The organism is Pseudomonas sp. B21-053 (assembly GCF_026016365.1).
Taxonomy (GTDB): Bacteria; Pseudomonadota; Gammaproteobacteria; order Pseudomonadales; family Pseudomonadaceae; genus Aquipseudomonas; species Aquipseudomonas nunensis.
Genome location: NZ_CP087205.1, coordinates 702,532 through 725,357, shown reverse-complemented (window position 1 = coordinate 725,357; position 22,826 = coordinate 702,532). Strand labels below are relative to the sequence as shown.

Genomic DNA, 22,826 nt, shown 5'->3' with positions numbered 1-22,826 from the left:
GAAATGACCGACCAGACTACCCGCCTGCCGATCCGCCGCGCCTTGATCAGCGTCTCCGACAAGACCGGGATCCTCGAATTCGCCAAGGAGCTTGAAGCCCTGGGTGTCGAGATCCTCTCCACCGGCGGGACGTTCAAGCTGCTGCGCGACAACGGCGTTGCCGCAGTGGAAGTCGCGGATTACACCGGTTTCGCGGAAATGATGGACGGTCGGGTCAAGACCCTGCACCCGAAAATCCACGGCGGGATCCTCGGTCGTCGCGGTATCGACGACGCGATCATGAACGAGCACGGCATCAAGCCGATCGACCTGGTTGCGGTCAACTTGTACCCGTTCGAAGCCACCATCAACAAGCCAGGCTGCGACCTGCCGACCGCCATCGAGAACATCGACATCGGCGGCCCGACCATGGTCCGCTCGGCGGCCAAAAACCATAAAGACGTGGCCATCGTGGTGAATGCCAGCGACTACGCCAATGTCCTGGAAAGCCTCAAGGCCGGCGGCCTGACCTACGCTCAGCGTTTCGACCTGATGCTCAAGGCCTTTGAACACACCGCTGCCTACGACGGCATGATCGCCAACTACATGGGCACCGTGAACCAGGCCGCTGAAACCCTCAGCACCGAAGGTCGCAGCGAGTTCCCGCGCACCTTCAACAGCCAGTTCGTCAAGGCTCAGGAAATGCGCTACGGCGAGAACCCGCACCAGAGCGCGGCGTTCTACGTGGAAGCCAAGCCTGCCGAAGTCGGCATCGCCACCGCGACCCAACTGCAAGGTAAAGAGCTGTCGTACAACAACGTGGCCGACACCGACGCTGCGCTGGAATGCGTCAAGAGCTTCGTCAAGCCAGCCTGCGTGATCGTCAAGCACGCCAACCCGTGCGGCGTTGCCGTCAGCCCGGACGCCGAAGGCGGCATTCGCCAGGCTTACGAACTGGCTTACGCCACTGATACCGAATCCGCATTCGGCGGCATCATCGCCTTCAACCGTGAACTGGATGCCGAGACCGCCAAGGCGATCGTCGAGCGTCAGTTCGTCGAAGTGATCATCGCCCCATCCGTCAGCGAAGAAGCCCGCGCGATCGTGGCCGCCAAAGCCAACGTGCGTCTGCTGGCTTGCGGCGAGTGGTCGGCTGACCGCGCCGCTGCCTGGGACTACAAACGCGTCAACGGCGGCTTGCTGGTCCAGAGCCGCGACATCGGCATGATCGGCAGTGAAGACCTGAAAGTCGTGACCAAGCGTGCCCCGACCGAGCAGGAAATCAACGACCTGATCTTCGCCTGGAAAGTCGCCAAGTACGTCAAATCCAACGCCATCGTCTACGCCAAGAATCGCCAGACCATCGGTGTCGGCGCTGGCCAGATGAGCCGCGTGAACTCCGCGCGTATTGCTGCGATCAAGGCTGAACACGCCGGTTTGCAAGTGGCAGGCTCGGTGATGGCGTCGGATGCGTTCTTCCCGTTCCGCGACGGCCTGGACAACGCAGCCAAGGTTGGCATTACCGCAGTGATCCAGCCAGGCGGCTCGATGCGTGATGCGGAAGTGATTGCAGCAGCTGATGAAGCTGGCATCGCCATGGTATTCACCGGCATGCGCCACTTCCGTCACTGATACACCGCTCCCCCTGTAGGAGCTGCCGCAGGCTGCGATCTTTTGATCTTGATTCTAAAAAACAAAATCAAAAGATCGCAGCCTCGTTTCACTCGACAGCTCCTACGCGGGTTTGCAGCGTCACCCACAGATTTTTGAGGTTTTTGAAATGAATGTTTTGATCATTGGCAGCGGTGGCCGTGAACACGCCCTGGCCTGGAAAGTGGCTCAGGATCCGCGCGTGCAGAAGGTTTTCGTTGCTCCGGGCAACGCCGGCACCGCCATTGAAGCCAAGTGCGAGAACGTCGCCATCGACGTGCTGGCCCTTGAGCAACTGGCTGATTTCGCTGAGAAGAACGTTTCCCTGACCATCGTCGGTCCGGAAGTCCCGCTGGTTGCCGGTGTTGTCGACCTGTTCCGTGCCCGTGGCCTCGATTGCTTCGGTCCGACCGCAGGCGCTGCCCAGCTGGAAGGTTCGAAAGCGTTCACCAAGGATTTCCTGGCTCGCCACAAGATCCCGACCGCCGACTACCAGAACTTCACCGAGATCGAGCCGGCCCTGGCCTACCTGCGCGAAAAAGGCGCACCGATCGTGATCAAGGCCGACGGCCTGGCCGCCGGTAAAGGCGTGATCGTCGCCATGACCCTGGCTGAAGCCGAAGACGCCGTGCGCGACATGCTCGCCGGCAACGCTTTCGGCGACGCCGGTTCCCGCGTGGTGATCGAAGAATTCCTCGACGGCGAAGAAGCCAGCTTCATCGTGATGGTCGACGGCAAGAACGTACTGCCGATGGCCACCAGCCAGGACCACAAACGTGTTGGCGATGGCGACACCGGCCCGAACACCGGCGGCATGGGTGCCTACTCCCCTGCCCCGGTCGTGACCGCTGAAGTTCACAAGCGCGTCATGGACCTGGTGATCTGGCCGACCGTGCGCGGCATGGCCGATGAAGGCAACGTCTATACCGGCTTCCTCTATGCCGGCCTGATGATCGACAAAGCCGGTAACCCAAAAGTTATCGAGTTCAACTGCCGTTTCGGCGACCCTGAGACCCAACCGGTGATGCTGCGTTTGCAGTCGAGCCTGGTGTTGCTGGTTGAAGCGGCCCTGGCGCAAGCCCTGGACAAAGTTGAAGCGCAATGGGATCCACGTCCGAGCGTCGGCATCGTGCTCGCCGCTGGCGGCTATCCTGGCGACTACGCTAAAGGCGTGGCGATCAACGGTCTGGACGCAGCCGCGGCACTGGAAGGCAAAGTCTTCCACGCCGGTACTGCGCTCAAGGACGGTCAGGTTGTAACGGCCGGTGGTCGGGTGCTGTGCGCCACGGCCATGGGCGCCAGCGTTAACGCGGCGCAGCAGCAGGCTTACAAGCTGGCGGCCAAGATCGACTGGGAAGGCAGCTTCTATCGCAAGGACATTGGCTACCGCGCCATTGCCCGCGAGCGTGGCGAAAATCAGGAATAAGGCATCCATTCGGCCAGGCAAGGGCTTGATGCCCTTGCCGGACTATTCCGGCGCCGCGCATAGTTATATTCTGGCATCAACCTACGAAGGGATTTCGCCGTGCGCTGGCTCAGGATTGCCATAGGACTTACCGTCACTCTGTTGACCTTGCTCTGCATGCTCCCGGCCCAGGCCGCGCAAGGCAGTGGCTGGTCGGTATTGCTCGACGAACAGGGCGACCTGGCGTTAAGCGACATCCGCTCCGCACGCTTCATCAATCAATTCAGCCCCATCGAACTCGACCGCCTCACCGCGGCCGAGCCCGACGGAGCGTTATGGCTGCGTTTCAAACTGGCACCCGGCAAACACGAACAATTGCTGCGGGTGTTCGCCCCCGACCTGTCACACCTCAACCTGTATGTGCTGGACGGCGATACGCTGGTCGAGCAACTGAACACTGGCACCCAACAACCTCAGGTTAATCGGCCACTGCCCAGCAGCGACTTCATGTTACCGCTGCCCCTGAGCGACAAAACCCTCGATGTCTACGTCCGGCTGGTTTCGGAGCACCAGTTGCGGCCTTACATCACCCTGCAATCGGCAGTGATGACTGCGGCCAACCAGAACCTCACGCTGATCTACGGCCTGCTGTTCGGCTGCCTCGCCATGCTGATCCTGCACAACATCGTGCGTTACGCCTATACGCGCTCGCGCAGCAGCCTGTGGCTCGCCGCGTGTGAATTCCTGCTGATGCTCAGCCTGATCCTGCTGCTGAACCTGGCCGGGCCGTGGCTGCCGGACTGGCATGCGATCCAGACGCCGGGCGCCTATCTCGCCTTGCTGCTGACCGCACCGTGCGGACTGATGTTCGCCTATCGTTTTTTTGCACCACTGGGCGCGCATCCGCTGAACAAACTACTGCTCGGGGACATTCTGTTCACCGTTGTCGCCGGCCTGCTGTTGTTGTTCGTCAACACCCTGCCGCTGAACATCATCACTTACGCTCTGGTCGCACTCGCCGGCCTGAGCATGTTGTTCGTCAGCGCCTTCCACTGGCAAAAAGGCTATCGCCCGGCCCGGCTGTTCGTCGCGGCGATGGTGGTATTCAACATCGGCGCGCTGATCATATTGCCGGCACTACTGGGGTTGACCCTTGTGGCGCCGCAAGGCCTGATCATTACGCTGCTGGCGTTCATCTGCATCAGTGGCTTGTTGATGAGCATCGCCCTGGGCGAACGTCAGCGCAGCATCACCGAAGACCGTTTCAGCGTCAGCCGCGACCTGGCCGCGAGCAATGCCGAGATCAACGCCAAGGCCGAGTTCCTGGCCAAGATCAGCCACGAAATCCGCACGCCGATGAATGGCGTATTGGGCATGACCGAACTGCTGCTGGGCACACCGCTGTCAGTCAAGCAACGCGACTACGTGCAAACCATCCACAGCGCCGGCAACGAACTGCTCACCCTGATCAACGAGATCCTCGACATCTCCAAGCTCGAGTCCGGGCAGATCGAACTGGACGACGTGCAGTTCGACCTCAATGCCCTGATCGAAGATTGCCTGAGTATCTTCCGCGCCAAGGCCGAACAGCAAAACGTCGAGCTGATCAGCTTTATCCAGCCGCAAGTGCCGCGCGTGATCAGCGGTGACCCGACCCGTCTGCGCCAGACCCTGCTGAGCCTTCTGGAAAACGCCCTGAAGAAAACCGACGAGGGCGAGATCCTGATCGTCGTCGCCCTCGACGACCGCAGCGCCAAACCGCGCCTGCGCATCGCCGTGCAGGACAGCGGCGTGCCGATGGAAGCCGAGGAGCGCGATGCGCTGATGCACGCCGAACTGCACAGCAAGCATTTCCTCTCGGCGACTCGCCTGGGGGGCAACCTGGGGCTGGTGATCGCGCGGCAACTGATTCGCCTGATGCAAGGGGAGTTCGGGATCAAGAGCGGCGCCAACCAGGGCAGCACCCTGTGGCTGACCTTGCCGCTGGACCCGGATCGCCTCGAACACCCGACCTCCGATCTCGATAGTCCGTTGCAAGGTGCGCGCGTGCTGGTGGTGGACGACAACGACACCTGCCGCAAAGTGCTGGTGCAACAGTGCAGCGCCTGGGGCCTGAACGTCAGCGCCGTACCATCCGGCAAGGAAGCCCTGGCCTTGCTGCGCACCAAGGCGCATCTGCGCGATTACTTCGACGTGGTCCTGCTGGACCAGAACATGCCCGGCATGACCGGCATGCAACTTGCGGCCAAGATCAAGGAAGACCCGAGCCTCAATCACGACATCCTGCTGATCATGCTCACGGGCATCAGCAATGCGCCGAGCAAGATCATCGCCCGCAACTCGGGGATCAAGCGCATCCTCGCCAAACCGGTGGCCGGCTACACCCTCAAGACCACCCTGGCGGACGAACTGAACCAGCGCAACAAAGGCCTGGCCGTGTCGCATCACCTGCCGGTCGGCCCTACCCTGCCGGTCAAGGTGCCGAGCGATTTCCGCATCCTGGTGGCCGAAGACAACAGCATCTCGACCAAAGTCATTCGCGGCATGCTGGGCAAACTCAACCTGCAACCGGACACCGCCAGCAATGGCGAAGAAGCCTTGCAGGCGATGAAAGCCCAACGCTACGACCTGGTGCTGATGGACTGCGAAATGCCGATCCTCGACGGTTTCTCCGCGACCCAGCAATTGCGCGCGTGGGAAGTCGGCAATCAGCGGATTCGCACCCCCGTAGTGGCGCTGACCGCGCACATCCTCGCCGAGCATAAAGAGCGCGCACGCCAGGCCGGTATGGACGGACACATGGCCAAACCGGTCGAGCTGTCGCAGTTGCGCGAACTGATCGAACACTGGGTGGCCCAGCGCGATCAGCAGAACCGGGCCGCGGCGCAAACGTCCTGAGCCGACAGACGCTGTAGCGCCTGATAGACTCCCCCTCGACTTCCCCCGCCAGTGAGCTAGCACCCATGCTCCACGTGTTGTTCAGCGTTTACCTGAAGATGCTGGTGCTCTATAGCCCGTTCTTCGTGTTGTCCTGTTTCATCAGCCTGACCCGCGGTTATTCGCGCAAGGAACAACGCCGACTGGCCTGGAAGGTGGCGGTCGCGACACTGGTGTCGAGTGTCTTGCTGTACCTGTTCGGGCGAGTGATTTTCAGCGTGTTCGGGATCACCGTGGACGCGTTCCGCATCGGTGCCGGCAGCGTGTTGTTCATCTCGGCATTGGGCATGGCCCAGGGCAAGTCGGCAGTACAGACCGACAACGTGCAGCAGGACGTCACCATCGTGCCGCTAACCATTCCCCTGACGGTCGGCCCCGGCACCATCGGTGCGCTGCTGGTGATGGGTGTGAGCCAGCCGCACTGGGATGACAAGCTCACCGCGATTCTGAGTATTGCCCTGGCCAGTTTTACCGTGGGGGTGGTGCTTTATCTGTCGAACCGGATCGAGCGGATTCTTGGCGATCAGGGTTTGCAGATTGTCAGCCGCTTGATGGGGTTGTTCGTCTGCGCACTCGCGGCGCAGATTATCTTTACCGGGGTAAAGGGTTATCTGGTGCCCTGAATGCACAAAGCCGAGGAACTTATTGTCCTCGGCCTTGGTTTTATTCTGACTCATCTGAGTGACTTCACATCTTGCGGCGTTGCCCCTTCACACGTCAAAAACCATGCTGTCATACCACAACATCAATTTATGGCCGTCCCTGGCCATGACCTGTTTCCAGACATTGATGTAATCGCGCTGGATCTCCCCGACGCCACCACCGGGCCAGACGAAGTACAGTTTCTTCGGCACTAGCGCTATGGCGCCCTTCAGTGTTTCAACGCTCTGAACCAAGCGGGGGCCGTAGTCGCTGACCTTTTGATGAAGCTCCAGTATCGCCTCGGCAGCGTTGCCGGCAGACCGATCTCCTCGGTGTCCCGACGTTGTCGCACCGGCGGCACCAGCGAACCTAGTGCTTCATTCAGCAATGCCAGTGGGCGAAGCAAGCTCTGGTCATCCCGCGCGTCGATGCCCCCCTGGTAATAACGAAGGATGGCCTCGTACTGGTCAGCCTTCTTGTAGGGCGCCAGTATGCGCTCCAAATCGGAGCGATTTAGAAGTTCGGCAGTGCCGACATATTCACGACTACTAACAACTTCCTGCTGACTCATAGTTAAACATCTATATTTAACAACACGCGGCAGGCGCGACGACTTAAGGCCAAGCTATCGACTCACACCCTCTTATCAAATCGCAAAGATATTCAATTAATGTCTACACAACTTGAAACTCAAGCACCGGAAATCCGGCATTGAATAACCCATACCGGACATAACAGAAGCCCCATAAAAAAACGCCTCAAAAGAGGCGTTTTAATAGTTGGTTAACCGACGGGCTTGTCGCCATACCAGCGCGGCGTATAAACCCACTCGCCCCCCTCTGCACGCGGGAACACGCACGTGGTGGACGAGCCGATCAGCACCATGGTGCGCATGTCCACCTGATCCGGGGTCAACTGCCCCAGCGTGGTCACGCGCAACGTCTGGCCCGGACGGCCAATGTCACGCCCCAACACCACCGGCGTTTCGGCGGTGCGGTGTTGCGCGACGATCTCCAGCGCACGGCCCAATTGCCATGGGCGCGAACGGGAGATCGGATTGTAGAAGGCCAGGGCCAAGTCGGCTTGAGAGGCCAGGTCGAGGCGTTTCTCGATGATCGACCACGGCTTGAGGTTGTCCGACAGCGACATCACGCAGAAGTCATGCCCCAGCGGCGCACCGGCCTGGGCCGCAGTGGCCAGGGACGCGGAAACGCCGGGCAGGATTTGCAGATCGACGTTGTGCCAGTTCGCATCGCTGGATTCGTGCAAGGCTTCGAGCACCGCTGCGGCCATGGCGAACACGCCCGGATCACCGGACGAGACCACCACCACCGAACGCCCTTGAGCCGCGAGTTCGAAGGCGTGGCGGGCACGCTGCATCTCTTCGCGGTTGTCGGTGCAGTGCAGCACCTGATCGGCGCGGAACGGCCCGGCCATGCGCACGTAGGTTTCATAACCCAGCACATCGTTGGCCTGGGCCAGTTCGGCTTTCACCGCCGGCACCATCAGTTCAGCAGCGCCGGGGCCCAGACCGATCACGGCCAGACGACCACGCGGGCGGCCGATCAGCAGTGGATCGAGCGGTTCGGCAGCGACCACGATGGCCATCGAGTCGTTGATTTCGATAGCCGTCAGCAGCGACGGCACAGCATCCCGAGCCTGTTCCAGAGCAGTCCCGGATCGAGCACCAAAACGCAGCGGTACACCCAGCTCCAGCGCCGCTTCGCGCAATGCGCTGCGGGCCATGTCGCGCTCATCGGCCAACAAACAGGCCAGCGATTGCACTGCGATGTTCGCTTCATGCAACGCCGAGCGAATGGCTTCTGCCGTTCCCGTCGTCACCGCCACCAGCACATTGCGCGGGTAGATCAGCAGCTCATTGGCATTCGGCTGACGCTCGGCATGCCCGACATGGATCGCCAGTCGCGCTTGCTGATTCTCCGGCAATTGCGCCTCGGCCAACCACGGCGCCGGACCTTCGATGCGCACCGACTCACCCGCGAGCAAGTCCGACACGAAGCGCTTGCCCAACTCCAGATCGCCGAGGGCATAACCGCTGGGTGGGTTGAGCAGGCAGGTGCCAAAACGCAATTCACCGCTGGTGGTGATCGCTGCGGCGACATCCAGCGCGGCGGCGATTTCCCGCGCCAACACATTCACCCCGCCCAGGCCACCGAGCAGCGGCACCACGGCACTGCCGTCCTCGGCCACGGCCAGCACCGGCGGCTCGGCGCCTTTCTCCAGCAACAATGGCGCCAGGGTGCGGATGACAATGCCAGCCGCGCACAGGGCGATGATCGGTGTGTCCTGCTGATAGAGCTCACGCAGGGTCGCGCCGAACTCGGTATAGGTACGGTCGGCGCCGTCAACCCGCCCGGCCAGACCGTGAATCACGGCGTCCGGGTAACGCTGCTGAATCCTGCGCGCCGTGGCGAGGCTGCCATTGCCAAGGATGACAATCGCTGGTGCAGGACGACCCATCACCCTTGCCACCGTTCACCGGGGACGATGATCAGCGAGAAGTACGGCGAGGACATCGGCTCGACTTCATCCAGCGGGACGATTTTCTGGTTGGCCATGGTTGCGCGTTCGACGTACAGCGCGCGCCCGTCCATGCCGAGTTCTTGCAACACCTGACGCACCTTGGGGAAGTTGCGCCCCAGCTTCATGATCACCGCCGCGTCGGCATCGGCCAGGCGTCGCTTGAGTTCTTCATGAGGCAGCACGCCGGACAACACCGACAAACTCTGATTGCGATACACCAGCGGCGAACCCAGTACCGAGGCGCCGCCGAGCATCGAGCAAACGCCCGGCACCACTTCGGCGACGTAACGCTCGGCCAGGCGATCGTGCAGGTACATGTAGGAGCCGTAGAAGAACGGATCGCCTTCACAGATCACCGCCACATCCCGGCCAGCGTCCAGGTGTTCGGCGAGCTGCTCGGCGGCGGTGTCGTAGAAATCGCTGATCACTTGTTCGTAGGACAACGGCGCCGGCAACGCTTCAGTGGTCACAGGGTAAACCAGCGGCAGCAGGTTTTGCGCTTCTTGCAGGTGCGCTTCGATGATGCCGAACGCGTTGCCCTTTTTGCCTTTGGCCACGAAGTACGCCACCACCGGGGACTCGCGCAGCAGGCGCAAGGCTTTGACGGTAATCAGTTCAGGATCACCGGGGCCCACGCCCAGGCCGATCAAGCGTCCAGGTTGCTGCATCATTCGATCTCCGTGGCGAGGGCGTTGACAGCGGCGGCGGCCATGGCGCTGCCGCCCAGCCGACCTTGCATGATCACGAACGGCACACCGCGACTGTCCGCCGCGAGCATCGCCTTGGATTCGGCGGCACCGACGAAGCCCACCGGGAAGCCGAGGATCAGAGCCGGTTTTGGCGCGCCGGCATCAATCATTTCCAGCAGGTAGAACAGCGCAGTCGGTGCGTTGCCGATCACCACGACACTGCCTTCCAGGTACGGACGCCACAGCTCCAGCGCAGCGGCAGAGCGGGTGTTGCCCAGCTCGCGGGCCAGCTCTGGAACGCTCTCGTCGCGCAAGGTGCAGATCACTTGATTATTAGCCGGCAGGCGCGCACGGGTCACGCCTTCGCTGACCATCCGCGCATCGCACAGGATCGGCGCACCGGCCGCCAGCGCATCGCGCCCGGCCTTGCCGGCGCCTTCGGAGAATTGCAGACCGTCGATGGCCTCGACCATGCCGCAGGCGTGGATCACCCGCACGGCGAGTTTTTCCAGGTCGGCCGGGATGCGCGAGAGGTTGGCCTCGGCGCGAATGATCGCGAAGGAGTTGCGATAGATCTCCTGACCGTCGCGGATGTAATCAAGCATCTAGGGGGCTCCGTGAGCGGGCGTCGAGCAAGGTCGCGACCGCTTCAATAGTAAGGTTGCGTGCGTGCAGCGCGCCGAAACCCGGCAGCGCTGCATCGCGAAAATAGAGGTCGTAATGACCGGGTGACACTGCCAGCAACGTGACTGGCGCAACGTGCGCGGCCGCGCAGGATCGCGGGCAGCCAGACAAATGCACATTCTGGATTTGACCGTGACGTTGCAGCAGTGCCGCCAGTTGCAGGGCATCGCCCTTGGTGTCCGCCAGGCCTTTGCCGCAACCGGCGGAACCGGTGCAAGCGATCAGATGCGCCAAGGCATCGTCGACCGAACAGCGCAGGCCGAGAGTTTCCAGGTTGTGGATAATTTCAGCGGCGTCGCGCTCGTGGATATTGGGCAGTAGCAGACTTTGCCATGGCGTGAAGCGCAGGCTGCCATCGCCATGTAATCGGGCGAGTTTGGCGGCCCCCCGAAGCATGGCGGCGTCGAGTCGGCCCAATGGCGGAACTGCGCCGACATAGACTCGGCCGGGCTCACGCTGTGGATAAGCACCGATCGGCGGCATGCTTGAGGCACGCGGCACGCAGGTGACGGGCACTAGCGGCACACGCTCGGCCAGTTGCGCGATAAACCCGGCCACCGGTTGCTCGGCCAGCAGATGACGCATGCGCGTCTGCTCGGGGCGGGCCAGGTCGAGGAACAGTTCAGGCACCGCAATCACCAGTGCGTGACCATCCTCCAGCCGCACCGCACCGATCGGCATCTCCGTCGGGCATCCGGCCAGACCGAAAGCCAACAGGCACTCGCCATCCTGTTCAACGGCGCTCAGCCACAGGTCATGGTGATGTTCGAGCATCGCCAGCGCTTCGCCGCCATCAAGCTGCACGGCGAACTTGGCGCTCAACTCGTGGAAACGTTCATGGCTCTGCAGGCTGCTGAGGATCTGTTCGGCCAACGGACGCGTATCGATCAGCATCTGCCGGTCTATTCCGGCGCTGGGGCTGAGCATCAGGTTGCGCACATCGTCGCCCGCCGCCGTCCTCGGCCCCAATCCTGCGGCCAACAGTCCCTCGATCAATGCCGTCTCTTCGCTGCCAATCCCGCGAATCTGCAGGTTGGCGCGGTTGGTCGCCTCGATCACGCCGCCAGCGTAGCGCTCGGCTGCATTCGCCACTGCTTCAGCCTGTTCGGCACTGATCGAACCGCCATTCAACTTGATCCGGCAGATCCCGCCATCCAGCGCCTGGACAATACGCAGCAACCCCGGGCAGGCCGAGGGGCGTAAGGCTTGGGACATCGGGCGTTCGTTCAAGGGGGCGGCCGGCTATGTGGGAAAGGCGCTTCGCGGGCGAAGGCGCGGTATTATGCCTGCTTTGTTCGACGGCATGAAAAGCCTGCCCGTCGGAACAGTCCGTTTGCGGACTTTTTTTGAGGACGGTAGATGTCACCCTGGCTGACAGTAGTAGGTATCGGTGAAGACGGCTTCAAGGGCCTGGGCAAGAACGCCCGACGGGCGCTGCTGGGCGCTTCGCGGATCATTGGCGGCCAGCGCCAACTGGATTTGCTGCCGGTGTGCATTCGTGGCGAGCGGCAGTTGTGGCCGAGTCCGTTTTCCCTGGCCCCGGTGCTGGAGCGCCGCGGCGAGCCGGTGTGCGTGCTGGCCAGCGGCGATCCGATGTTCTTTGGCGTCGGCGCCAGCCTGGCGCGGCAAGTGCCTGCGGAGCAGATGCTGATCTTGCCCGCGCCCTCTTCCTGTTCCCTCGCAGCGGCGCGGATGGGCTGGCCATTGCAGGAGGTGGTGACGCTTTCGGTGGTGGCTCGACCGGTTGCGGCGCTCAATGCGCACCTTTTCAGTGGTGTGCGGTTGTTGGTGTTGAGCAATGACGGGCAAAGTCCGGCGGCCATCGCGGCGTTGCTGCGTGAGCGGGGTTTTGGGCCGAGTCGTCTTAGCGTCCTCGAGCATCTGGGCGGTGATGCAGAACGGCGTATCGACGGTGTTGCCAGCGACTGGACCTCCTCCGCCGTTGCCGATCTCAACGTGATCGCCATCGAATGCATCGCCGAACCGCACACATCGCGCCTGTCCCGACTGGCCGGGTTACCCGACTCCGCCTTCCAGCACGACGGTCAACTGACCAAACGCGACATACGCGCCATCACCCTCGCCCGCCTCGCGCCGACACCCGGCGAACTGCTGTGGGACGTTGGCGCCGGCAGCGGCTCGATCGGCATCGAATGGATGCGCGCGCACCCGAGCTGTCGGGCGCTGGCCATCGAGGCAGATGACGGTCGACAATTGTTGATCGAACACAACCGCGATGCCTTGGGCGTTCCGGGCTTGCAACTGATTCGCGGCAGCGCGCCGCAAGCACTCGCCGGGCTCGAACGTCCAGACGCGATTTTCATCGGCGGTGGAGTAACCCGCGAAGGCGTGCTCGACACTTGCTGGGCTGCGCTGGAACCTGGCGGCCGACTGATCGCCAACGCCGTCACCCTGCAAAGCGAAATGACCCTGATGGCCTGGCGCGAACAACATGGCGGCGAGCTGACCCGCATCCACATCGCCCAGGCGCAGCCATTGGGCGAGTTCGATACCTGGCGTCAGGCGCTGCCGATCACCTTGCTCGATGTGACGAAACCGCTCGATGCGTGACGAAACCGCCGAACAACCCGCGCCCCTGCGCAGCGGCCTGACCACCGGCAGTTGCGCCACCGCCACCAGCCTCGCCGCTGCACGCCTGTTGCTCAGCGGCCTATCGGCGGATGCGGTGGAAATCGTCCTGCCCAAGGGCAAACAGGTGCAGATGCGCCTGGAGTTTTGCCGTTTGCGCGACGACGGCGCGGAGGCTGGCACGATCAAGGACGCCGGGGATGACCCGGACGTGACCCATGGCGCGTTGCTGTATTCCCACGTGCGCCTGGGTGCCGAGCCGGGTATTCGTTTTATTGCTGGCCGCGGCGTCGGCACCGTCACCCGGCCGGGTCTGGTGTTGGGCGTCGGCGAACCGGCGATCAATCCCGTGCCGCGCAAGATGATCAGCGATCACCTGACCTTGCTCGCCGAAGAGCTGGGCTACAGCGGCGGTTTCGAAGTCACGGTCAACGTCGAAAACGGCGAAGCCCTGGCACTGAAAACCATGAACCCGCGCCTGGGGATTCTCGGCGGCTTGTCGATCCTCGGCACCAGCGGCATCGTCCGGCCGTTTTCCTGCGCGGCGTACATCGCCTCGATCCACCAGGGCATCGATGTTGCGAAAACCAACGGCTACCTGCACATCGCTGCCTGCACCGGCAACGCCAGCGAAGACACCATGCGCCGGGTCTACGACCTGCCGGAAATCGCCCTGATCGAAATGGGCGACTTTGTCGGCGCGGTGCTCAAACATTTGCGCCGAGTGCCTGTGGATAAACTCAGCCTGTGCGGCGGCTTCGGCAAGATCAGCAAACTGGCGGCCGGGCACATGGACCTGCACAGTCGGCATTCAAGCATCGACCTGCCACAACTGGCGGAATGGGCGGCGGCGATTGGCGCTGATGCGGCGTTGCAGCAGTCGATTCGCGAGGCGAATACCAGTCAGCAGGCGCTGGCCATGGCCAGTGCTGTCGGCATCGCGTTAGGGGATGAAGTGTGTCGGCACGCGCTGGAGTTCGCCCGCAGTGTAGTGCCGGCGCAGGTTCAGGTTGAGGTGTTTGCGATTGATCGCCAGGGCGGGATTGTTGGCCATGCGGGAGCTTTTCAATGAAGCGTGTGTTGCTGCTCGGTGGCGTGACGGAAGCGTTGGCCATCGCCCGGACGTTGGGCCCGGAACATATTTACAGCCTGGCTGGCGTCGGTCGTGTGCCGACGGATTTGACCTGTCAGGTTCGCGTTGGCGGTTACGGCGGCGCGGAAGGTCTGGCGCAATTCATCCGCGATGAAGGTATCGCACTGCTGCTGGACGCCACCCACCCCTACGCCGCGCAAATCAGCCAGAACGCCGCAACCGCAGCGCAGTTGAGCGGCATCCCGTGCTGGGCACTGCGACGTCCGGCCTGGCAACCACAGCCCGGCGATGACTGGCGCGAAGTCAGCGACTGGGCGCAATTGATCGAAGCCCTGAAGCCGTTCCACCGACCGCTGTTCACCCTCGGCCGCGAGCCGCTGCAACACCTGCACGAAATCCCGCCCGAGCAATTCTGGACCCTGCGCGCCCTCGACGTTTACCCCGGCAACGAACGCTGCGAAGTCATCGGCGCACGCGGGCCTTTTGTGATCGAAGATGAACGCGAACTGTTCGAACGTCGGCAGATCGACGTGCTGATCAGCAAAAACAGCGGCAGCACCGCGACTGAGCCGAAACTGGAAGTGGCGCGGGAGCGTGGGGTGCCGGTGTTGGTGTTGAAGCGGCCGGTGTTGGCGGGGGTTGATCGGGAGTTTGGGTCGGTCTCTGAGGTGTTGGACGCATTGAAGTAATCCTTACTGGCCCCAAAAGATCGCAGCCTTCGGCAGCTCCTACAGAGAATCGCGTCCCCCTGTAGGAGCTGCCGAAGGCTGCGATCTTTTGGGGCCAGTAGCTGCGTCGAAGGATCTCTCAATTCAGCCGAGCACTCCGAATCGAAGCCGCTACACTCTTTTGAAAGAGCGCTGCGACACCACACCGCACGCCGCTTTTTTACTTATCGGCCCTGATCAGGCTAAATAGCCGCGCCTGATTGCCCACCCAACCGGATCTGTCCCATGTCCCGACAACGGCTCGCATTTGCCTGGATCGCCTGCTTTGCAGTGCTGTTCAATATGCTCGCCATGCCGATGACGGGTGCGATGGCGCAGTCGGCGAAGTCACCCGCCGAGCAGTTGTTGTGGGGCTCTTTCTGCACGTCCAGCGGCACGAAGATGGTGGCGATTTCCCTGGGCAAAATCGAGCAGAAAGCCCCGCAGAACGACGATCATTCCAACATGCAGCATTGCTGGTGCTGCTCGGGTTCCGCACCGTTGGTAGCTCTGCCTGGGCATGTACCGCAGTTGTATTTCGCGCGGTTCGAGGCCAATCGCAGCCTGCCCGCCGCTTCCCTCGATACACCCACACCGCGCCAGCAATGGCCGAGTCTCAACCCCCGCGCTTCCCCTCTGGTGTGATTCCTTCTCGCAATTGACCTGCGTTTTGAATCGTTCTGGAGAACTGCCATGTTGAACAAACTCATCGTCCTGGCCGCGTTGCTGTTGCCTGCCTGCTTTGCCAATGCCCATGAATACAAGGCCGGCGAACTGGAGATCGCCCATCCGTGGTCGCAAGAGTTGCCTCCCAACGCGCCCACAGTGGCGGCTTACTTCGTGATTCAAAACACCGGCAAAAGCGCTGACCGCTTGCTGAGTGTCGACTCGCCGATTGCCGAAGTCGCCCAGTTGCATGAGCACGTCATGCAGAACGACCTGATGAAAATGCAGCAGGTGCCGAGTGTCGAAATCCCGGCCGGCGGCAACGTCACGTTTGCGCCGATGGCCTATCACGTAATGCTGCTGAACCTGAAGGACCGCAGCCTGTTGAGCGACGGCAAGCGCTTCCCGCTGACCATGCACTTTGAAAAGTCCGGTGACGTCACCGTTGAAGTTTCAGTGCAGAAGAAGCCGCCGGAAGACCTGCAAATGCACGCCCACGCCCAGTAATCGCCTGAGCCGCCAACGCCATGCGCCCGCTTAGCGCCAGGTCCTCCGCACACCGTCGTCAGTCGTCAGGACTGACCCGCGGCAGCTGGATCAGCCTGTTCGCCATGCTGATGATCTTTATCGGTCCACTGATTTCCCAGTCGATGCCGATGGATCAACGCGCCTCAATGTCCATGAGCATGAACATGTCGATGGACATGAGCATGAACATGACCATGGACGGGCACGGTGAACAGGCCAAAGAACACTGCCCACCGCAAGCAGAACACCACGCGCTCTGGGAAAAATGCGGCTATTGCAGCCTGCTATTTAACTGCCCGGCGCTGACTGGAGGGCAGACTTTCGTCGCCTTCGATTCAACGCCTACCAGCACCTTCACCACACCCTCCCCTCGCCTGGGCCACGCCCGGCAAACCTTCTTCCCCGGAGCCCGAACCCGCGCTCCACCCATCGCGTCGTAAACACCCACCCCGATTTCACACGGTTTAGAAGATAGCCCTCGCAACCTGTGGGAGCGGGCTTGCTCGCGAAGAGGGAGTGTCAGTCAGCATCCATGTCGCCTGACACGACGCCTTCGCGAGCAAGCCCGCTCCCACAGGAGATTGCGCAGGCTGTCGGCCGTGTCGTTTACGACTGTTCGATGGAAATTGTCATGTCCAGGTTTTCTGCTGACACACGCTTGAGTTGCACCCACGCCACCGCTGTCCTGTGCGGCGTTTTGCTGTCGCCGATGGTGCTGGCCGATGAACACGCCGGCCACACCGAAGAACTGAGCCCGACGGTGATCACCGCCATCGCCCCAAGTTCGCCGCTGACCATCGTCACCAACCCCAAGGATCCGCGCCAACCGGTGCCGGCCAGCGACGGTGGCGATTATTTGAAGACCATTCCCGGCTTCGCCCTGGTGCGCAACGGCGGCACCAACGGTGATCCGGTGCTGCGCGGCATGTTCGGCTCGCGGCTGAATATCCTCACCAACGGCAGCATGATGCTCGGCGCCTGCCCCGGTCGCATGGACGCGCCGACCTCATACATCTCGCCGGAAACCTACGACAAGCTCACCGTGATCAAAGGCCCGCAAACCGTGCTCTGGGGACCGGGCGCCTCCGCTGGCACGATCCTGTTTGATCGAGAACCGGAACACTTCGGCGAACTCGGCACCCGGGTCAACGCCAGCGTGCTGGCCGGCTCCAACGGTCGCTTCGACAAAGTGGTGGATGCCGCGGCTGGCGGGCCTCTGGGCTATGTGCGGGTGATCGGCAACACCGCGCATTCCGACGACTACAAGGACGGTAACAACGACACCGTGGCGTCGCGCTACGACAAGTGGAACGGCGATGTCGCAGTTGGCTGGACCCCGGACGCCGACACTCTGCTAGAGCTGACCGCCGGCAAGGGCGATGGTGAAGCGCGTTACGCCGGGCGCGGCATGGACGGTTCGCAGTTCAAGCGCGAAAGCCTCGGGCTGCGCTTCGAGAAGTCCAACATCGGCGACGTGCTGGATAAGGTCGAGGCGCAGGTCTATTACAACTACGCCGACCATGTGATGGACAACTACACCCTGCGCACACCATCTGGCACCGGGATGATGGCGGGGCCGATGGCCTCCAACGTCGACCGCCGCACACTAGGCGCACGAATCAAGGCGACCTGGCGCTGGGCCGATATTCAGTTGATCAGCGGCATAGATGCGCAGACCAACGAGCATCGCCAGCGCAGCAGCATGGGCATCGACACCTACAAGGAACTGCCCTACACCAAGGACGCCGACTTCCATAACTACGGCGTGTTCAGCGAACTGACCTGGTACGCCGCCGACCGTGATCGCGTGATCACCGGCGCGCGAGTGGACCGCGCCTCGGCCAAGGATTATCGGCAGACCGTCGATGTCGGGATGATGAGCATGCCGAACCCGACGGCGGACAAGTCCCGCGCCGACACCCTGCCCAGCGGTTTCGTGCGCTACGAGCACGACCTGGCCGACAGCCCGACCACGCTCTACGCCGGCCTCGGTCATGCCCAGCGTTTCCCGGATTACTGGGAGCTGTTTTCACCGGATGCCGGGCCTGCCGGTTCGGTGAATGCCTTCGATTCGATCAAGCCGGAGAAAACCACCCAGCTCGACTTCGGCCTGCAATACAAGACCGAAGACCTCGAAGCCTGGGCCTCGGGTTATGTCGGCCAAGTGCGCGATTACATCCTGTTCAATTACACCCCCGGAATGATGGGCACCACCTCGCAAGCGCAGAACATCGACGCGCGAATCATGGGCGGTGAATTGGGTGCGGCTTACAAACTGACGTCGAACTGGAAGGCCGACGCGACCCTGGCCTACGCCTGGGGCAAGAACAGCAGCGACGGCAAGGCACTGCCACAAATGCCGCCGCTGGATGCGCGTTTCGGCCTGACCTACAGCGAAGACAACTGGAGTGCCGGGGCGCTGTGGCGCGTGGTCGCGGCGCAAAACCGTATCGACCAGAACAAGGGCAACGTGGTCGGCAAGGACTTCGACAAGAGCTCGGGTTTCGGCGTGTTCTCGCTGAACGGCGCGTACCGCATCAACAAGCACTGGAAGGTCAGCAGCGGCGTCGACAACTTGTTCGGCAAGGCGTACGCCGAGCACTTGAACCTGGCGGGGAATGCCGGTTTCGGCTACCCGGCCAATGATCCACAAGCCATCAACGAACCGGGGCGCACGCTCTGGACCAAGGTGGATATGAGTTTCTAAAAAGCTTCGCGGGCAAGCCTCGCTCCTACAGGTTCAACACCGGCCATGTGGGAGCGGGCTTGCTCGCGAAAGCGGTGGGTCAGGCGACATCAATGTTGGCTGTACCGCCGTCTTCGCGAGCAAGCCCGCTCCCACAGGGACAGCGCAAAACTTGAAGGGTGAGCTGGCTCGCGATGGGTTGCGAAGGAACCGCACATCAACAACTAAAACAGATCCATGCCAAAGCGGAGCACAACCGATGAAACAGCCCAAACCGAATTTCTACAACCTGGCCTGGCGCTGGCATTTCTATGCCGGATTATTCGTCGCGCCATTCATGGTCATGCTGGCCCTGACCGGCGTGATCTACCTGTTCAAACCACAACTCGATCCGTTGATGTACGGCAGCCTGATGAACGTTCCGGCCGGGCATCACGCGGTGTCCGCCGATGACCTGCTCAAGCGGGTGAAAGCGGCGTATCCAGAGGGCCAGATCAAACAATACCTGCCGCCGCCTAACGCGGAACGCAGCGCGCAGTTTGTGGTGATCAATGCCGGCCACGAGCTCAACGTCTTTATCGACCCGTACCACGGCGACATCCTTGGCGAGCAAGACGCCAAGAAAAACCTGCAAGCCCTTGCGCGGTCGATTCATGGCGAGTTGATGATCGGCACCGTCGGTGATCGACTGGTGGAACTCGCCGCTGGCTGGGGCGTGGTGCTGGTGGTGTCCGGCGTGTTCCTGTGGTGGCCGCGAGGTCAGTTTGCCGGCGTGCTATGGCCGCGTTTGAACAGTCGCGGTCGTGTGCTGTGGCGTGATTTGCATGCGGTCACCGGGTTCTGGGGTGCGGCATTTCTACTGGTCATGCTGCTCAGCGGCATGACCTGGACCGGCTTCTGGGGCAAGCAATACGCCGAAGTCTGGAACACCTTTCCGGCGGCGATGTGGGACAACGTGCCGAAGTCCGACGTCGAGGCCCGCAGCCTCAACAGCGCTACCCGCCAGACCGTGCCTTGGGCGATGGAAAACACGCCGATGCCGATGTCCGGCGACCACGCCGAACACATGGCCCACGGCGCAGCACCGGCTGGTCCCGCCGCGCCGACCATCAGCCTGCAAGACGTGCAAAACATCGCCGTGCAACGCAAGGTCGAGCCGGGTTACAGCATCACCTTGCCGACCACCGCCACCGGCGTGTTCACCATCGCCGTTTTCGCCGATGACCCGCGCAACGACGCCACCCTGCATGTCGATCAATACACCGGCGACGTCCTCGCCGACGTGCGCTTCGAGCAATACGGCAGCGTCGCCCGCGCCACGGAAATCGGCGTGATGCTGCATGAAGGCAAGATGTTCGGTGTGTTGAATCAGATCATTGTGCTGCTGATCTGCCTGATGATTCTGCTCAGTGCGGTGAGTGGCGTGGTGATCTGGTGGAAGCGTCGTCCACAGGGCAAATTCGGCGTTCCGCCGTTGCGCCATGACCTGCCGAAATGGAAAACAGGCGTGGCAATCATGCTCGCGCTGGCAGTGATTTTTCCGTTGGTAGGCGCTTCGCTGATTGTCGTGTGGGTGCTGGACCGACTGCTGCTGTCGCGTTTCAACCGGCAAACTGAATCCACCTCACCTTCATCATGAATCAGGCGAGATGCGCGCATTAGAGGGATCTGTAGACTTCGCGCGCTTATCTCCCGGTCATTTTTAGTGTTACTGTATAACGCAAATGGACCGCCCTGCCCGCAACAGGATTGTTGCGGGTTTTCTTTGCAGAAGTGATTCACCGCCCCGATGAACAAGTACCTCTTGTCCAGCCTTTGCCTGTTCGCCCTGAATAACAGCAGTGCCCAGGCGCAACCGCTGACCCTGCCCACCGGCACCATCACCGCGCCGGCGGTTGACGATGACAGCGTCAGCCTGAACACGCCGACCACCGCTGGTTCGCGACTCAATCTTACGGCGATGGAAACCCCGGCCAGTGTCGAAAGCCTGACCGGCGAACAGATCCGCGCCCGTGGTGATCGCAGCGTGCAGGATGCGGTGTCGCGCAGCACCGGGATCAGCCGCACCGGCACGCCCGGCGATGGCGGCACGTCGTTGTCGGCGCGGGGGTTTACCGGGCAGGGTTCGGTGATGCAGTTGTATGATGGCAACCGCATGTACTCCGGCATGGGCACGGTGACGTTCCCGGTGGATACCTGGTCGGTGGAGCGCGTCGATGTGCTGCGCGGTCCGGCGTCGGTGTTGTACGGCGAAGGCGCGACCGGCGCGGTGGTCAATGTGATCCCGAAAAAGCCCTTCGACGGCGAAATCGAAAACCACCTGCGGGTCGGCTACGGTTCCTACGACAGTCAGCAGCAAGCCTTCGACAGCGGCGGTTCGCTGACCGACACCCTGAGCTATCGCTTGAACCTCAATCGCCTGCGCAGCAATGGTTGGGTGGATCGCGGTGACTCCTCCAGCGACTTCATCAGCGCCGCCCTGCGCTGGCAGGCGAGCGACGACCTGACGTTCACCCTGGCCCACGATTACGGCGATCAGAACCCGATGAACTACTTCGGCACGCCGCTGATCAACGGCCGTTTCAAGGACAGCCTGCGGAACAAGAACTACAACGTCAGTAACGACAAGCAGCACTACAACGACCAGTGGACGCGCCTGACCAGCGACTGGCAGATCTCCGATAACGTCAGTTCGAGCAACGAACTGTATTACCTCAAGGCCCAGCGCCGTTGGCAGAACGCCGAGAACTACAACTTCGACCGCGACACCCAACAACTGAGCCGCAGCGGTTATTTCGGCATCGGCCACACCCAGGAACAGATCGGTGATCGCCAGACCTTCACCTTCAAACACACCCTGTTCGGCCTCGACAGCCAGACCGTGACCGGCGTCGATTACAACCGCATCCGTTTCCAGCTCGACAGCAACTCGCCGTTCAACGACGTGCTGCCGAACGGGCAACCGGTGGATCTGTATCACCCGCAACCGGGGCGCTTTGAAAGTGCCGATCCGTATCGCAGTCAGTTCCAGTCCACGACCAAACAGATGTCAGTGTTTGCGGAAAACCGCACGCAACTCAGTGAGCGCTGGTCGTTGGTGACCGGTGTGCGCCGCGACTACGTGCATGTGGATCGCGACAACCTGGTGGACGGCAGCCAAAGCGACAAGACCCTGACTGGTAATAACTGGAAGGCCGGGTTGGTGTTTGCCCTGACCCCGGACACCTCGTTCTACGGCCAGTACGCCACCAGCACCGACGGCGTCGGCGGCCTGATTTCCCTGAGCCCGAGCAAGCAGCAATACGATCTCGCCACCGCCAAGCAGACCGAAATCGGTGTGAAGCAATTGTTCTGGGATCAGCGCGGCGAGTTCACGTTGGCGGCGTATCACATCGTCAAAAAGAAACTGCTGACCGATGACCCGGGCAACCCGACGCTCAAGCAACAGGTCGGCCAGCAGTCGTCGAATGGCATCGAAGCCAGCCTCGATCTGCAACTGCCCCATGCCTGGCAACTGCAAGCCAACGCGGCCATCGTCAAGGCCAAGTACGACGATTTTTCGGCGGTGGTGAACGGTGAAACCGTCTCGTACAACGGCAACCGCCCGACGGACGTACCGCGCCGCACCGCCAACCTGTGGCTGAACAAAGCGATCAACCAAGACCTTAAAGCCGGGGCTGGCGTGCGCTATGTCGATGCGCGTTTCGCAGACATGGCCAACCAGAATGAGTTGCCGAGCTACACCGTGGTCGATGCGACGCTGTCCTGGAAAGCGCTGCGCAATACGACGCTGGGGTTGCAGGTGAACAATCTGTTTGACCGGCAGTATGCGCAAAGCCAATACAATGAGGGGCAGCAGTGGATTTTGGGTGAGCCGCGATCTTTTTTTGTCACGGCTGATTACACCTTTTGATTCAATGGCCTCTTCGCGAGCAAGCCCGCTCCCACCTGTGAACGCATTCCAATGTGGGAGCGGGCTTGCTCGCGAAGACGGCATCAGCATCACCGCACCTCTCAGAGTAAATGC

At 61.8% G+C, this 22,826-nt stretch carries 19 protein-coding genes; 13 read left to right on the top strand and 6 right to left on the bottom strand.

Translation table 11 applies throughout. From position 1 onward, the window contains the following. Nucleotides 1–3: 3 nt before the first annotated feature. The 4 genes from purH to LOY68_RS03140 all read left to right on the top strand — a co-directional run bounded on the left by purH (nt 4) and on the right by LOY68_RS03140 (nt 6,594). A complete protein-coding gene (gene purH, locus LOY68_RS03155) occupies nt 4–1,611 on the top strand; it encodes a bifunctional phosphoribosylaminoimidazolecarboxamide formyltransferase/IMP cyclohydrolase (RefSeq protein WP_163908102.1) in 1,608 nt (535 codons plus the stop codon). A 148-nt stretch (nt 1,612–1,759) separates the two neighbouring features. Next, nucleotides 1,760–3,055 (top strand): phosphoribosylamine--glycine ligase, encoded by a 1,296-nt coding sequence (gene purD, locus LOY68_RS03150; protein WP_265042807.1) that lies wholly within the window; start codon nt 1,760–1,762, stop codon nt 3,053–3,055. A gap of 99 nt (nt 3,056–3,154) precedes the next feature. Further along, the gene (locus LOY68_RS03145) at nt 3,155–5,932 is read left to right on the top strand and encodes a hybrid sensor histidine kinase/response regulator (RefSeq protein ID WP_163908100.1); all 2,778 of its coding nucleotides are present in this window, start codon (nt 3,155–3,157) and stop codon (nt 5,930–5,932) included. A 65-nt stretch (nt 5,933–5,997) separates the two neighbouring features. Further along, a complete protein-coding gene (locus tag LOY68_RS03140) occupies nt 5,998–6,594 on the top strand; it encodes a MarC family protein (protein WP_054044032.1) in 597 nt (198 codons plus the stop codon). Between the two features lie 87 nt (nt 6,595–6,681). Here the strand turns inward: LOY68_RS03140 and LOY68_RS03135 are convergent, their stop codons facing one another. The 6 genes from LOY68_RS03135 to cobG all read right to left on the bottom strand — a co-directional run bounded on the left by LOY68_RS03135 (nt 6,682) and on the right by cobG (nt 11,745). Beyond that, nucleotides 6,682–6,825 carry a TcdA/TcdB catalytic glycosyltransferase domain-containing protein gene (locus tag LOY68_RS03135; RefSeq protein ID WP_265042805.1) on the bottom strand — a complete coding sequence of 48 codons (144 nt, stop codon included), beginning with the start codon at nt 6,823–6,825 and terminating at the stop codon, nt 6,682–6,684. A gap of 17 nt (nt 6,826–6,842) precedes the next feature. Then, nucleotides 6,843–7,184, bottom strand: a complete 342-nt coding sequence (locus LOY68_RS03130; RefSeq protein WP_265042804.1) for a hypothetical protein — start codon at nt 7,182–7,184, stop codon at nt 6,843–6,845. A gap of 212 nt (nt 7,185–7,396) precedes the next feature. Next, complete coding sequence (cobJ, locus tag LOY68_RS03125) at nt 7,397–9,094, bottom strand: precorrin-3B C(17)-methyltransferase (RefSeq protein ID WP_265042802.1); 1,698 nt, start codon at nt 9,092–9,094, stop codon at nt 7,397–7,399. Then, the gene (locus tag LOY68_RS03120; RefSeq protein ID WP_265042800.1) at nt 9,094–9,828 is read right to left on the bottom strand and encodes a precorrin-2 C(20)-methyltransferase; all 735 of its coding nucleotides are present in this window, start codon (nt 9,826–9,828) and stop codon (nt 9,094–9,096) included. The genes cobJ and LOY68_RS03120 overlap by 1 nt, the downstream gene beginning before the upstream one ends. Further along, nucleotides 9,825–10,451, bottom strand: coding sequence for a precorrin-8X methylmutase (locus LOY68_RS03115; protein ID WP_054044035.1), 627 nt, complete (start codon nt 10,449–10,451; stop codon nt 9,825–9,827). The genes LOY68_RS03120 and LOY68_RS03115 overlap by 4 nt, the downstream gene beginning before the upstream one ends. Then, nucleotides 10,444–11,745, bottom strand: a complete 1,302-nt coding sequence (gene cobG / locus LOY68_RS03110; RefSeq protein ID WP_320110088.1) for a precorrin-3B synthase — start codon at nt 11,743–11,745, stop codon at nt 10,444–10,446. Before cobG ends, LOY68_RS03115 begins: the two co-directional genes overlap by 8 nt. 144 nt (nt 11,746–11,889) lie before the next feature. Between cobG and cbiE the strand changes: the two genes are divergently transcribed. From cbiE to LOY68_RS03060, 9 genes are all read left to right on the top strand, one after another. After that, entirely contained in the window at nt 11,890–13,101 is a 1,212-nt protein-coding gene (gene cbiE, locus LOY68_RS03105) for a precorrin-6y C5,15-methyltransferase (decarboxylating) subunit CbiE (protein WP_265042798.1), read from the top strand. Then, a complete protein-coding gene (locus tag LOY68_RS03100; protein WP_265042796.1) occupies nt 13,094–14,191 on the top strand; it encodes a cobalt-precorrin-5B (C(1))-methyltransferase in 1,098 nt (365 codons plus the stop codon). The genes cbiE and LOY68_RS03100 overlap by 8 nt, the downstream gene beginning before the upstream one ends. Next, nucleotides 14,188–14,901 carry a cobalt-precorrin-6A reductase gene (locus LOY68_RS03095; RefSeq protein WP_265042794.1) on the top strand — a complete coding sequence of 238 codons (714 nt, stop codon included), beginning with the start codon at nt 14,188–14,190 and terminating at the stop codon, nt 14,899–14,901. The genes LOY68_RS03100 and LOY68_RS03095 overlap by 4 nt, the downstream gene beginning before the upstream one ends. Before the next feature lie 264 nt (nt 14,902–15,165). Then, the gene (locus tag LOY68_RS03090) at nt 15,166–15,564 is read left to right on the top strand and encodes a DUF2946 domain-containing protein (RefSeq protein WP_054044040.1); all 399 of its coding nucleotides are present in this window, start codon (nt 15,166–15,168) and stop codon (nt 15,562–15,564) included. Nucleotides 15,565–15,612: 48 nt separating this feature from the next. Further along, nucleotides 15,613–16,092 (top strand): copper chaperone PCu(A)C, encoded by a 480-nt coding sequence (locus tag LOY68_RS03085; RefSeq protein ID WP_163908085.1) that lies wholly within the window; start codon nt 15,613–15,615, stop codon nt 16,090–16,092. A 20-nt stretch (nt 16,093–16,112) separates the two neighbouring features. Then, complete coding sequence (locus LOY68_RS03080) at nt 16,113–16,553, top strand: DUF2946 domain-containing protein (protein WP_265042792.1); 441 nt, start codon at nt 16,113–16,115, stop codon at nt 16,551–16,553. Nucleotides 16,554–16,744: 191 nt separating this feature from the next. After that, the gene (locus tag LOY68_RS03070; protein ID WP_265042790.1) at nt 16,745–18,820 is read left to right on the top strand and encodes a TonB-dependent copper receptor; all 2,076 of its coding nucleotides are present in this window, start codon (nt 16,745–16,747) and stop codon (nt 18,818–18,820) included. Between the two features lie 238 nt (nt 18,821–19,058). Further along, complete coding sequence (locus LOY68_RS03065; protein WP_265042788.1) at nt 19,059–20,438, top strand: PepSY-associated TM helix domain-containing protein; 1,380 nt, start codon at nt 19,059–19,061, stop codon at nt 20,436–20,438. A gap of 150 nt (nt 20,439–20,588) precedes the next feature. Beyond that, nucleotides 20,589–22,712, top strand: coding sequence for a TonB-dependent receptor (locus LOY68_RS03060; protein ID WP_265042787.1), 2,124 nt, complete (start codon nt 20,589–20,591; stop codon nt 22,710–22,712). Nucleotides 22,713–22,826 lie beyond the last annotated feature (114 nt).